Below are 12,766 nucleotides of genomic sequence, written 5' to 3' on the forward strand. Positions count from 1 at the left end.
GGACCATGTTCACGGGCATCGTCGAAACCACCGGCCGGATCGCGGCGGTCGAGGACGGCGACGACGGCCGGCGGCTCCGCATCGAAACCGACGACATCGGCGGCTTCTCGCACGGGCAGAGCGTCGCCGTCGACGGCGTCTGCCTGACGGTCGAGGAGCACGGCGGAACGGCGGACGCCACAGGGGACGAGGACGACGAGCGCAGCGAAGCGCGAGGCGGCTGGTTCTCCGTCTTCCTCGCGGAGGAGACGCTCGCGCGCACCAGCCTCGCCGCGAAGCGCGACGGTGACCGAGTGAACCTCGAGCGCGCGCTCCCCGCCGACGGCCGCCTCGACGGCCACGTCGTCCAGGGACACGTCGACACCACGACGGAGGTCGTCGCCGTCGAGTCGGTAGGCGAGGATTACCGCTACACGTTCGCGCTCCCCGACGGCCACGAGCGCTACGTCGCCGAGAAGGGCTCGGTCGCGCTCGACGGCGTGAGCCTCACCGTCGCGAGCGTGGACGACGACGCCGGCACGTTCGACGTCGCGCTCATCCCGACGACGCACGCCGAAACGACGCTCGGCGAGCGCACCCCCGGTGACGCCGTGAACGTCGAGGTGGACGTCGTCGCGAAGTACGTCGAGCGCCTCGAGGCCTACTAGGGCCGGTCGTCGCCGACGTACTCCACGGCGGGCGTGAGGTCATCGAAGGTGCCCGCGTAGGCTTTCTCCGCACCGAGGTCGTCGTACGCCCGACGGTAGCGCGAGAGCTTCCGGTAGAGGACGTAGAGGAAGAAGCCGTCGTAGACGAGGACGAACCCGATGAAGTAGAGCAGGTTCCAGTTCGGGACGAGGGTCGGCAGGTAGGTGACGGACGTGTTGTAGATCGCGTGGATGCTCGCCGCGATCACGAGCCCCTTCACGACGATCGGGCCACGGTTCTCCGAGTTGAACTTCGCAAGCCCGAGGTAGTAGCCGGCGAACGCCGAGTAGATGACGTGGCCCGGCCCGGCGAAGGTGCGGAGCGCCGCCGTCTGGAAGGCCTGCTGGAAGCCGACCTGCATCGTCGCGCTGTTCGCCGCGCTCAGGAACTGACCCGTGATGTAGATGGTGTTCTCGATGGTCGCGAAGCCGAGTCCGGCGGCCGCCCCGTAGACCGCGCCGTCGACGACCGCGTCGAACTTCTCGGAGCGGAAGGCGTAGAGGCGGACGGCGAGCCACTTCACCGTCTCCTCGACGGGGCCGACGACGAGCCAGAAGAAGAGCACCATCCCGACGACCGGAATCGCCGTCAGGAACCCCTTGAGGACGGAGTTGAGCACGGCGGCGAAACCGGCGAAGAGGAAGCCGAGGACGAACGTGATGACGAGCATCGGCAGCGGCTCGCGCATCGTCACGTCCATCCGCCAGACGTAGACGACGAGCGCCGCCGCCGGCACGACCGAGAGCAACACGTAGACGCCGAGCACGGGGTTCTGGACCGTCGCCGCGCCGACGATGAGGAACTGCCCGAGGAGGATGAGCGCCGCGAGGCCGATGACGCCCCACCGACTCCCGGACCTGAGGAAGCCGTGGAGGCGGACCGCGAAGTGGTCGAGCGGCGTCCGGTTCTCCCAGGACGCGACGTCGTAGAGGTCCGCACCGTCGGCGACCCGCTGTATCGGATCACGTTTCTCTGGCATGGCAGGCCGTACAGACGGGGACAGCTAAGGTCTTCGGGCAAGCGAACGGGGTGCCGCCCGGGCCAACCGTCGCGGATAGCGACGTTTTTTCACCCGACCGGCCGTAGCTCGCGGTATGCTCTTCGACCAGCGGACCCGGACGGCGCTCCGGGAGGCCGGCCTGTCCGCGGAGGAACTCCGCGACGTGGAGCGGGAGGTCACACGGGAGGCGCGCGCGACCGCCGACGAAGTGAGCGCGTTCTTCGACGAGCACGAGACGCTCTACTCCGACATGGAGCAGACGCACTCGAACGCGGCGTTCCCCGAGCACGCGGTCGACTACTGCGACCTCTTCACGCACAGTCAGGACGTCCGGGGCTTCCTCCGCTTCGACTCGTGGGGCGTCTACGTCGAGGGCGCGCGCGTGCTCGCCGAGGAAGTGGTCGAGCTCGAACTCGGACAGCCGGTCCACGACCGCGTGCGCTTCGCGACGACGCGCGACGCCCTCGAATGAGCGCGCCACGCGTCCGCGTGCGCGGCATCTACGCGACCGCCCTGACCGCGGCGTGCCTCGACGCCGGGTTCGACGTCGTGCAGGCCTCCGAGCCGATCCGCGAGCGCTTCGACGCCGCGTTCGCGAACGCGCCCGCTGACGTCACCGTCGAGACGACGAGCGACCGGCAGGGCGTCGGGCTCTCCGGTGACCCGGCGGACGTCGCGGCCGTCCGCGAGCGCTGCGTCGGCGTCGGTCGGGACGCCCTCGACTGGGACGACCGCGTCCCGGCCGGCGCGGTGTTCGACGCGCGCGTCGAGGAGACGACCGGCGGCGGCGCGATCCTCGACCTCGGCGACGGCCGCGAGGCCTACCTGCCGTTCGACGCCGCGGACGGCTACGTGGACGCCGGCGACGCCCGTCGCGTGCAGGTCCGGTCGCCCGCGCCGCCGTGGCAGGACGGCCGTGCGACCGTCGCAACCGCACTACGCACGCCCGGCGTCGGGAGCGTCGCCGACCTCGAAGAGGGCGACGCGCTCGTCGCCGCGACACCCGACGGCACGGCCGAGCACGAACTCGTGCAGACGACCGAGCTCCTGAACGTCGACATCCCGGATGGCTGGGCGGTGCGATGGGGGCGCGCCGCCGAGGGCGCGTCGCTCGAGGAGTTGCGCGACGCGCTCGAGGCCGCCGTCGAACGCGCGTCCGAGATGGGGGCGGCGCTCGACGACGCGGGCGACGTCGCCGAGCCGCGCGAGGTCTACCGGCCGACGGAGACGGCGTGGGTCTGGTTCGGTCGCGAGTCGCGCTTCGCGCTCGACGACCTGCGCGCGGCCGTCACGGCGACGATGCCCGGGCACCACCGGACGAAGGCGGCGACGCACGCGGCGAGCACCGCCGTCGACTTCGCCGAGGCCGTCGGCGTCGATGCGGAGGAGTTCCCGTTCGCCGCGGTGTCCTCGGCGTTCGGCCCGCGTGAGGGGGACTCGCTCGCCATCGAGCACGGGAAGCCGAGCGGCCGCCTCGTCACGCTCGGCTCGGGGACCGTCACGTCCTGTGCGCCCGACGAGGGGACGCTCACGCTCGAGCGGGAGATGCACCCCGGCGGGACGTACGACGCGCTCGGCACGGAGCGCGAGGCCGGCGACGTCGCAGTCACACGCTTCGAGGAGGGGCGCGAGTGGTACGCGACCGGTTACAAGGCCGCCGACGGCACGAGCAAGGGGACGTACGTGAACGTCTCGACGCCCGTCGAGCTCTTCCCGGACGCGGTCCGCTACGTCGACCTCCACGTCGACGTCGTGAAGTACCCCGGCGGGGGGGTCGAGGTGGTCGACGAGGACGAACTCGAAGCGAGCGTCGAGGCGGGCGACGTCCCGCGCGCGCTCGCGGACCGCGCGCTCGCCGTCGCAAAGCGGTTAGCGAAGGAGTTGCGCGACTGAACGGCAGACGAACAGACGACGGCAGGTGTGTCTCGCGGGCGGCCCGTCGCCGGGTTTCGCGTCGGCCGCGCCGCGACGGCGGGCGGGTCATAGCCACCGCTGGTGGCGTTCTCGTACGTGAGCGTTCGGTGGCGGGCAGAGCGGGCCACCAGATGGGACGGTCGCGGGACAAGCGGCTCGCCAGAGCCCGCTCGTCCCGCGATTCACTCGCGCCGAGGACGCGAGGCGCCGAGCCCACCGACGGTGGGCCGGCGGGGGGGCAAGCTGTTACCGAGCGGCGGCGAAGCCGCGCGTGGTTCGAAACGGCGTCGCCGTTTCGTCGCTGGGCGAGTCGAAGGTTCGCGAGGTCTGCGAACGCGAGGCGTTCGCCCGACCCCACGGGACGCGACGCGTCTCGCTTACGACGGAGTAACAGGTCGTTTAGAAGTGCATCCCGTCGGAGTTCGGGCTCCCCTCACCGCGCCCGCCGCGTCCGCCCTCGTTCCGGTCGATGCCCATGTAGCTCTCGGCCTGACCGGTGGTCCAGTCGCTCTCGGAGTCGTCGCTGAAGCGGACAGTGACGTCCGTGACGGCGTCGAAGTCGGCGGCGAGGTCGGTCTTGATGCGGTGGGCGGTCCGGGGGCTGATGCCGCAACCCGCGCAGGCACCGCCGAGTTCGATGACGACTTCGCCGTCGTCGGGGTCGGCCTTCCGGACGGCGGAGTCGCCACCGTGCGTCTGAATGATGGGCATCTGGGCGGTGATCCACCGCTCGACGCGCCCGTGGAGGTCCTCGCCCTCGCCGTCCGCCTCGCTGGCCTCGCTCATAGGTACGAGATGCGTCCGCACGCGTGAAAGGGTTCTGGTGTCGGCGACCGCGCTCGGACGGCGCGAGCGACACCCCCACACCGGACATCGCGAGTTCTGGGGCGGGAGTCGGACGCGACGCCCCCACACACCGGACGTCGCGAGTTCCACTCGGGGGGCCTCGATCCGACGACACACCCACACCGGATGTCGTAAGTTCCCGCGAGCGAGACGGGGGGAGAGGGAGGGAGGGACGCGGCGACGCGGAGACACACCGTCCGTCGCGAGTTCCGCTACCGGGGACGCGCGGGCGACGGCTCAGCGATACGTGGGCGTGGGCAGTCCGATATCGGCGTCGGCGGCGAGGATGTCGACGACGGGGTCGGTGGCGACGGTCGCATGGTACTCGTTGTACCGGCCGCCCTGTCGACCTTCATTTGCCTGCGTCTTCGAGGCGAACCCGAGCATCACGAGTTCGTCGAGTTGGTCGCGGAACCGGTCGAGCGAGAGCGGGTCGGAGCCGTTGTAGGTGACGATGCGCTCGTACTGCTGGTAGACGTCCTTCGTGCGGGAGGCGGAGTCGGTCCGCTGGCTCAGGCTGACGAGCGCAAGGAGGCTGTACTGGGCGTGAACCGTCTGATCACGGATGCGGTCCTCGATGCGGCCGCGTTCGAGTTCGTCCTCGGCCTCGTCGACGAGCGACTCGGTGAGGACGCCGTCGCGTTCCTCCGCGAGGTCGCCGGCGACCATCAGGAGTTCGAGGGCTTGGCGCGCGCTCCCCCGGTCCCGGGCGGCGACCGCGGCGGTCTTCCGGAGCGCACCGGCGTCGTAGGTGTCCGGGCGGAGCGCCTTCGTCGCGCGCTGCTCGAGGATGGCGTAGAGTTGCTCGGCGTCGTACTGGCTGAAGTTGATCTCGCGCTCGCAGAGCGTGTCCTTCACCTTCGGCGAGAGGTTCTGGCGGAACTGGTAGTCGTTCGAGATACCGATGATGCCGAGTCGCACGTTCTCGAGGTTCCCGTTCGCGCGAGCGCGGGGGAGCTGATAGAGGAGGCCGTCGTCGCTCCCGATGGAGTCGATCTCGTCGAGCGCGATGAGGACGGTCCCGCCGAGGTCGTCGAGTTCGCGCCACAGTATGTTGTAGAGGTCCTGTGGCGCGTGGCCGGTCGCGGAGACCTGCTCGTGCGGGCCGCGCAGGGTGTTCAAGAGCGCGATGAGCGCCTGATACGACGTCGAGGAGTACTGGCAGTTGACGAGGAGTGTCGTGATCTCGGAGTCGACGCTCGGGTCCTCGTCGACCTCCGTTTCGAGGACTTCGAGAAGGTACTTCGTGACCGCGGTCTTCCCGACGCCGGTCTTCCCGTAGATAAAGACGTTGTCGGGATGCGCACCGTGTCGGGCGGGATTCAGCGCGCTCGCGTAGGCCTGAATCTCGTCGTCGCGTTCGAGGATCTCGTCGGGCTCGTAGTCCTCCTTCAGGACGTCCCGATTCCGGAAGACGGATTCGAACTCCTCGAACGGACTCTCGGACATACGTATCGGTCGCCCGCTACCGTATATAATACCACCGATAGTCTGTATCGTTAGACACACCACGCGTCGTTAGATGCAGTCGCCGGTGACGGGACTCGTCGACCGGCGTCGCCCTCGCTCCGACCGGAAGGGGAGCTATTGCCGCGACCAAGGGCGGCACGTCCGGGGGTGAGGGAACACCGGCATCGACCGAGAACTCGCGACGTTCGGTGTGTGTGGGTGCAGCCACGGCGTAGAACGGACTGTACTTGGCGTGGGGGGGTACTCGGCGTGGGAAAACAGACGACGCGAGGTGTGTGTCTTCCGCGTCACCGGTGATCCCAAAGCGATAGTCCCCTCCGTCGATAGCGGGAGCTTACGACATCTGGTGTGGGAGGGAGACGGTGGATGATCGTGACGTATCGCGTCCGTCGAGTCATCGCGTAGAGTGGGGACACCGGATGTGGGAGAACAGACGACGCGAGGTGTGGGGACGGTCAGTGGATATTGGTCCGGTCGCCGGTTCCGGCGGTGAGCGCGGACGCGACGGCGCCCTGCAGGACGACGTCGTCGCCGAGGTTCGTGAGGCGGAGATCCGGGACGTTGTTGAAGACGGTGGTGTCGAGGCGCTCCCGGACCGGGTCGAGGACGAGGTCCGGGTTGTTGAGCGCGACGGCGCCGCCGACGTAGATGACGAGCGGCGCGTAGGACTGCGCGACGTTCGTGATACCGAGGGTGTTCCAGTCCGCGACCTTCTCGACGACGTAGCTCGCGAAGTCGTCGGAGTCGGCGTAGTCGAAGACGTCCTTCGCGGAGAACGACTCCGAGTCGACCGGCATCGCGGTGTCCGCTCCGCGCTCCTCTGCGAGTTGGCGGGCGTAGCGCGGGATGTTGTTCCCCGAGCAGTAGGCCTCCCAGTGGCCGTCGCGCCCGCAGCCGCAGGTTCGGCCACCGTCGGGGTCGACGACCATGTGCCCGACTTCGCCGGCGTTCCCGTCCCACCCGGAGAGGACGTCCCCGTCGACGGCGACGCCGGCGCCGATACCCGACGAGATCGTGAGGTAGACCATGTCGTCGGGGTTGCGGTCGCTGTGGAAGCGCTCGCCGATGACGCCCGCGACCGTGTCGTTGTGGAGGTAGACGCGCTCGGACTGGACGAGTTCGCGGACGGGGCCGACGAGCGGGATGCGTCCGATTCCCTCGGGCAGGTTCGCCGGGTTGTCGATCGAGCCGTCAGCAAGGTCGAGCGGACCGATGCTTCCGATCCCGGCCGCAGTCACGTCCTCCGGGTCGACGCCGACGTCCGCGCACGCCGCGCGGATGGCCGCGAGCACGGCCTCCGTGACGGCGATGCCGGACGGCCCGTTCGGTGTCGCGCGGCGCTCCGTGCTGAGCACGACGCCCTCCTCGTCCGCCACCGCGGCCCGAAGGTTCGTCGCCCCGAGGTCGACGCCCACGTAGTACGGCATCTATCCCTACTGGCGGCCCCGGAGACTTAACTGCACAGATTTCGCGGCCGCCCATCGCGGTCCACGACGCCGGTCGTGTTGCGTCTCCACGGCGCGACGGCCCGTGAGACGTCACAATCGTCCGCGCGGAGCTCGCGCTCGGCGGTGGACGCACGCGAAAAAGTCGAGGTGGGTCGCGCAATCGCTCAGCGCGCGCTCATTCGCCGCGAACGAACGTCACCGGACAGGGCGCCGAGAGCATGACCTCCTGGGCGGTCGAGCCGAAGACCGCCTTCCCGGTGGGCGAGCGCTTGCGGCCGCCGACGATGACGAGGTCCGCGTCCTCGTCCTCCGCGAGGTCGACAATCCGCTCGCCGTGGTGACCGATGGCGCCACGGACGGTGTAGTCGACGTTCACGTCGTCGAGTTCGTGCGAGATCGTGCGGATGGTGGCGTGGCGGCGCGCGACCTCGTCGGTGGAGACGTCCTCGCCGCTGACGTTGAGGTTCCCGAGCGTCGAGTCGTACTCGTCCTCGGTGAAGACGTGCGCGAGCACGACGTCCGCGTTCAGCGGAGCGGCGAGGTCGACGAGCGTCGATGCGAGTTCTGTAGTCCGGTCGCTATCTCCCGGGCCGACGGCGAGTAGGATCTTCTCGATGGCCATACGCTATTCATCCCGTGCCGGGTCCTTAAATATATAGCCGCGAGGCGGGACGATAGGGACGTGTTTCGAACGGACCTCTCAGGCAGGACCGCGCTCGTCACCGGAAGCGCGAGCGGTGTCGGGCGCGGTATCGCGCTCGCGCTCGCCGAAGACGGCGCATCCGTCGCCGTCCACTACCACAGCAGCGAGGCCGAAGCGCGGGCCACGGCCGAGGAGGCAGAGGAGCGCGGCGCGCCGGCGGCGACGACCGTCCGGGCGGACGTCACCGACGAAACGGACGTCGACGCCGCCTTCGACGCCGTCGAGGAGGAACTGGGGAGCGTCGACGTCCTCGTGAACAACGTCGGCGACTTCGCGCCCGACCACTGGGCGGCGCAGGACGTCGCGGACTGGCGACGGGTCTACGAGACGAACCTCGTCGGGACGATGCTCTGCGCGCGCCGCGCGCTCCCCGCGATGCGCGAGAAGGGGTGGGGCCGAATCGTCAACGTCGGCTACGCCTCCGCCGAGAAGGGGCTCGTCAACCCGAAGAACTTCCCGTACTTCGCGGCGAAAGCGGGCGTCCTGATGTTCACGCGGATGCTCGCCGCCGACACCCAAGACGACGGCGTCACCGTGAACGCCGTCTCGCCGTACGTCGTCGAGACGAGCGACGAGTTCCCCGAGGACGCCCCGCGCGGACGCTGGGCGACGGTCGACGACCTCGTGCAGGTCGTGCGGTTCTTCTGCGACGACGCGAGCCGATACGTCTCCGGGGAGAACGTCGAAGTCGACGGCGGCTGGCTCCCCGAGGACGTCTGAGCGACGCGGCCGCGCACTCCCCGAGAGAGACCGGCGGATGGGTCGCTCGCCGTCGCCCGTGGTTAGCTCCCTTCGAGGGCGTCGAGCACGCACGCGGCGGCGACGACGGCCTCCTTGGGGACGTCGCTCGCGTCATCGATGGTGACCGTGTACGCGTCCCGCAGGGAGAACTGGCCGTCGATGCTCCCGACGTGGTCGCCCTCGGCGTCCGCGATCTCGTACTTGTGGGGGATGAGGCCGGCCGCACCGACGAAGTGTCGGAGCACCTCGAGGAGTTTGTTCTTCGAGGTGATGGTGGCGAGCGCCGCGCCGGTATCGGGGTCTCGGACCGTCCAGTTCTCGGCGAAGAGCGAGTAGTCCTCGTCGAGGACGACGACCTCCTCGCCGGTCGCGGCGTCCACGATGGCGTAGTTCCCCGCGACGTCCAGAACGCCGCCGGCCTTCACGGTGAAGACGTCGTTGCCGTCGGCGTCGACGAACGGGAACTGCTCTTTGAGTTTGAACAGCTTCTGCTTGCCACGAAGGACGACTTCGCCCGTCGAGTCGCGGACCGCGTACTTGTTCCGGACGAGCGACTGGACGACCTCGTAGCGGTCGTCCTCGAGTTCGACGGTGGAGATGTCGTAGTCGGCCATAGGGGACCGTTCGCCGCGACGGGCAAAAGGACCGGGGGAGAGCGGGGACCGGACCCGAGGGTGTGGGCGCACGCGAACGCGACCGTCGGGGCGCGAAGCGGGCGTTCGTCGGGGGGAGTGATTCGGTTAAGTGGCTTCGGCGCTAGCTCTCACCCAACGAATGACGACGAGTCGACTCGCGGACCGCGATCACGAATCGGTGGGGAGGGCGCGATGAGCGAGGACTACATCACGGTGCGGGGCGCGGAGGAGCACAACCTGAAGGACCTCGACGTCGAGATCCCGCGCGAGGAGTTCACGGTCGTCACGGGGCTCTCCGGGTCGGGGAAGTCATCGCTGGCGTTCGAGACGATCTACGCGGAGGGCCAGCGGCGCTACATCGAGTCGCTCTCCGCGTACGCCCGGAACTTCCTCGGGCAGATGGACAAACCGCAGGTCGAGTCGGTCGAGGGGCTCTCCCCGGCGATCAGCATCGACCAGAAGAACGCCGCGAACAACCCGCGCTCGACGGTCGGGACCGTCACCGAGCTCCACGACTACCTGCGTCTGCTCTACGCGCGGGTCGGGACGCCACACTGTCCGGAGTGCGGCCGCGAGGTCGGCGAGCAGTCCGCCCAGCAGATGGTGCGGCGCATCATGGAGCTCCCGGAGGGGACGAAGGCGAAGCTCGCCGCGCCCGTCGTCCGCGACCAGAAGGGGGCGTTCGACGACCGCTTCGACGACCTTCTCTCGGAGGGGTACGCCCGCGTCGAGGTGGACGGCGAGACGTACGACCTCGCGACGGAGAAACCCGACCTCGACGAGAACTACGACCACACGGTCGACGTCGTCGTCGACCGCGTGAAAGTGAGCGAGGACGCGCGTTCGCGCATCACGGACTCCGTGGAGACGGCACTCGAGGAGGCGGACGGCGTCCTGAAGGTCATCGTTCCCGACCCCGAGGCCGACGTCGAGCTCGGCGGCGCGACGGCGCGCGCGACCGGCGACCTCGCCGACGACGACGACGAGGAGCGCCTCGTCGTCGAGTTCTCCGAGGAACTCGCGTGTACGCACTGCGGGATCGACATCTCGGAGATCGAGACGCGGAGCTTCTCCTTCAACAGCCCGCACGGCGCGTGCCCGGAGTGTGAGGGCATCGGCGAGACGAAGGAAGTGAGCGAAGACCTCGTGGTGCAGGACGAGTCGAAACCGATCAAGCACGTCTTCGAGCCGTGGAGCTACAACCGCTCCTACTACCGCAACATGCTCGACAACGTCGCCGAGCACTTCGGCGTGAGCGTCGAGACGCCGTTCGAGGAGCTCGACGAGGCGATCCAACAGGCCTTCGTCTGGGGGACCGATGAGGAGGTCGTCTTCGAGAAGCAGACGAAGAACGGCGTGCGGCGCAAAACGGAGCAGTTCGAGGGCGTCGTCCCGAACCTCGAACGGCGCTACGTCGAAACCGACTCGGACCGCGTGCGCGAGCACATCGAGGACTACATGAGCGTCACGGAATGCCCGGCTTGCGAGGGGACGCGCCTGAAGCCCGAATCGCGCGCCGTGCTCATCGATGGCACCTCGATCACGGAGGTGAACCGCATGAGCATCGTCGACGCCCTCTCGCACTTCGAGGACGTCGAGGGGTCGTTCTCGGAGCGCGAGCGGAAGATCGCCGAGGAGATCCTGAAGGAGATCCGCGCGCGCCTCGGCTTCATGACCGAAGTGGGGTTGGACTACCTCACGCTCGACCGCGAGGCCTCGACGCTGTCGGGCGGGGAGTCCCAGCGCATTCGCCTCGCGACGCAGATCGGGTCGGGGCTCGTCGGCGTGCTCTACGTGCTCGACGAGCCCTCCATCGGCCTCCACCAGCGCGACAACGACCGGCTCCTGAACACCTTAGAGGAACTTCGCGACCTCGGGAACACCCTGCTCGTCGTCGAGCACGACGAGGAGACGATGCGTCGCGCGGACGAGATCGTCGACATGGGCCCCGGGCCCGGCAGGCACGGCGGCGAAGTCGTCGCGCAGGGCTCCTTCGAGGAGATCGTCGCGTCCGAGGAGTCGATCACGGCGGACTACCTCGCCGGCCGCAAGCGGATTCCGGTCCCCGAGGAGCGCCGCGACTGGGACGAGTCGCTGACGGTTCGCGGCGCGCGCCAGCACAACCTGAAGGACCTCGACGTCGACATTCCGGTGGGCGCGTTCACCGCAATCACCGGCGTCTCGGGCTCCGGGAAGTCGACGCTGATGCACGACGTCCTCTACGCGGGCCTCGCGCGCGCGATGAACGACAACACGAGCGTCGAACCCGGCGAGCACGACGGCATCGAGGGCACCGAGCACATCGAGACCGTCCGGCTGATCGATCAGTCGCCCATCGGGCGCACCCCCCGGAGCAACCCCGCGACCTACACGGGGGTGTTCGACTACGTCCGCGAGAAGTTCGCGCAGACGAAGCTGGCCCAGCAGCGCGGCTACGACAAGGGCCGCTTCAGCTTCAACGTGAAGGGCGGGCGCTGCGAGGAGTGCGGCGGGCAGGGCACCGTGAAGATCGAGATGAACTTCCTCAGCGACGTCCACGTCCCCTGCGAGGAGTGCGGCGGGGCGCGCTACAACGACGAGACGCTCGACGTCACCTACAAGGGCAAGACCATCGCGGACGTCCTCGAGATGAGCGTCGAGGAGGCCCTCGACTTCTTCGAGGCGGACTCGCGGCTCGCGCGACGCCTCCAACTGTTGAGCGACGTCGGCCTCGACTACATGCGCCTCGGCCAGCCCTCGACGACGCTTTCGGGGGGTGAGGCCCAGCGCGTGAAGCTCGCCGAGGAGCTCGGGAAGAAGGCGACCGGCGAGACGCTCTACCTCCTCGACGAGCCGACGACCGGCCTCCACTCGGAGGACGAGCGCAAGCTCGTCGACGTCCTCCAGCGGCTCACGGATCGCGGGAACTCGGTCGTCGTCATCGAGCACGAACTCGACCTCGTGAAGAACGCCGACCACGTCATCGACCTCGGCCCCGAGGGCGGCGAAGCCGGCGGCGACGTCGTCGCCACCGGCACGCCCGAGGAGCTCGCGGACGTCGAGGCGAGCTACACGGGGCGGTACCTCCGCGACAAGCTCCCGAGCGTCGACGTCGAAGGACCCCGGTCCGACCGCGAGAAGCCCGGGGCGCCCGCGCCGACGACGGACGACTAGACCGCGCCACGCGCGGTCGAACACGCGAGCGGGGAGGGACGACCCGTGAGTAGACCGCGCCACGCGCGGGCGAGTGGCCTCACGGGCGCGCCGACACACCGCGACGGCCGGTGACACCGGCGTCACCCGGTGACGGTGGGGTGACTCGCAGGGGCGCGTCCCGCCGCTG

General features: G+C 69.1%; 11 protein-coding genes. 5 read left to right on the top strand and 6 right to left on the bottom strand.

All coding sequences use genetic code 11. The features are described from left to right. The first annotated feature begins 5 nt into the window (after positions 1-5). A complete protein-coding gene (locus IEY12_RS08395; protein WP_188882507.1) occupies positions 6-647 on the top strand; it encodes a riboflavin synthase in 642 nt (213 codons plus the stop codon). Here the strand turns inward: IEY12_RS08395 and IEY12_RS08400 are convergent. Next, positions 644-1,666: a PrsW family intramembrane metalloprotease gene (locus tag IEY12_RS08400; protein WP_188882509.1), complete on the bottom strand. Its 1,023-nt coding sequence runs from the start codon at positions 1,664-1,666 to the stop codon at positions 644-646. The two genes, IEY12_RS08395 and IEY12_RS08400, sit on opposite strands and share 4 nt — an antisense overlap. Before the next feature lie 115 nt (positions 1,667-1,781). On the opposite strand from IEY12_RS08400, the gene IEY12_RS08405 reads away from it, so the two are divergent. Both IEY12_RS08405 and IEY12_RS08410 read left to right on the top strand, forming a co-directional pair. After that, positions 1,782-2,159, top strand: a complete 378-nt coding sequence (locus tag IEY12_RS08405) for a DUF7532 family protein (protein WP_188882512.1) — start codon at positions 1,782-1,784, stop codon at positions 2,157-2,159. After that, entirely contained in the window at positions 2,156-3,580 is a 1,425-nt protein-coding gene (locus IEY12_RS08410) for a ribonuclease FAU-1 family protein (RefSeq protein ID WP_188882515.1), read from the top strand. The genes IEY12_RS08405 and IEY12_RS08410 overlap by 4 nt, the downstream gene beginning before the upstream one ends. Before the next feature lie 420 nt (positions 3,581-4,000). Here the strand turns inward: IEY12_RS08410 and IEY12_RS08415 are convergent, their stop codons facing one another. From IEY12_RS08415 to IEY12_RS08430, 4 genes are all read right to left on the bottom strand, one after another. Further along, positions 4,001-4,387: a NifU family protein gene (locus IEY12_RS08415; protein WP_123074320.1), complete on the bottom strand. Its 387-nt coding sequence runs from the start codon at positions 4,385-4,387 to the stop codon at positions 4,001-4,003. 297 nt (positions 4,388-4,684) lie between these two features. Beyond that, on the bottom strand, positions 4,685-5,896 hold the full coding sequence (locus IEY12_RS08420; RefSeq protein WP_188882517.1) for an orc1/cdc6 family replication initiation protein: 1,212 nt from the start codon (positions 5,894-5,896) through the stop codon (positions 4,685-4,687). Positions 5,897-6,372: 476 nt separating this feature from the next. Then, complete coding sequence (locus IEY12_RS08425) at positions 6,373-7,344, bottom strand: ROK family protein (RefSeq protein ID WP_188882519.1); 972 nt, start codon at positions 7,342-7,344, stop codon at positions 6,373-6,375. 196 nt (positions 7,345-7,540) lie between these two features. Next, the gene (locus IEY12_RS08430; protein ID WP_188882523.1) at positions 7,541-7,987 is read right to left on the bottom strand and encodes a universal stress protein; all 447 of its coding nucleotides are present in this window, start codon (positions 7,985-7,987) and stop codon (positions 7,541-7,543) included. A gap of 60 nt (positions 7,988-8,047) precedes the next feature. Between IEY12_RS08430 and IEY12_RS08435 the strand changes: the two genes are divergently transcribed. Further along, a complete protein-coding gene (locus IEY12_RS08435; RefSeq protein WP_188882524.1) occupies positions 8,048-8,788 on the top strand; it encodes an SDR family NAD(P)-dependent oxidoreductase in 741 nt (246 codons plus the stop codon). 62 nt (positions 8,789-8,850) lie between these two features. Here the strand turns inward: IEY12_RS08435 and IEY12_RS08440 are convergent, their stop codons facing one another. After that, positions 8,851-9,423: an LURP-one-related/scramblase family protein gene (locus IEY12_RS08440; protein ID WP_188882526.1), complete on the bottom strand. Its 573-nt coding sequence runs from the start codon at positions 9,421-9,423 to the stop codon at positions 8,851-8,853. A gap of 213 nt (positions 9,424-9,636) precedes the next feature. Between IEY12_RS08440 and uvrA the strand changes: the two genes are divergently transcribed. Then, the gene (gene uvrA, locus IEY12_RS08445; protein ID WP_188882530.1) at positions 9,637-12,597 is read left to right on the top strand and encodes an excinuclease ABC subunit UvrA; all 2,961 of its coding nucleotides are present in this window, start codon (positions 9,637-9,639) and stop codon (positions 12,595-12,597) included. The last annotated feature ends 169 nt before the right edge of the window (positions 12,598-12,766 follow it).

The sequence above is a fragment of the Halarchaeum grantii genome (assembly GCF_014647455.2).
Taxonomy (GTDB): domain Archaea; phylum Halobacteriota; class Halobacteria; order Halobacteriales; family Halobacteriaceae; genus Halarchaeum; species Halarchaeum grantii.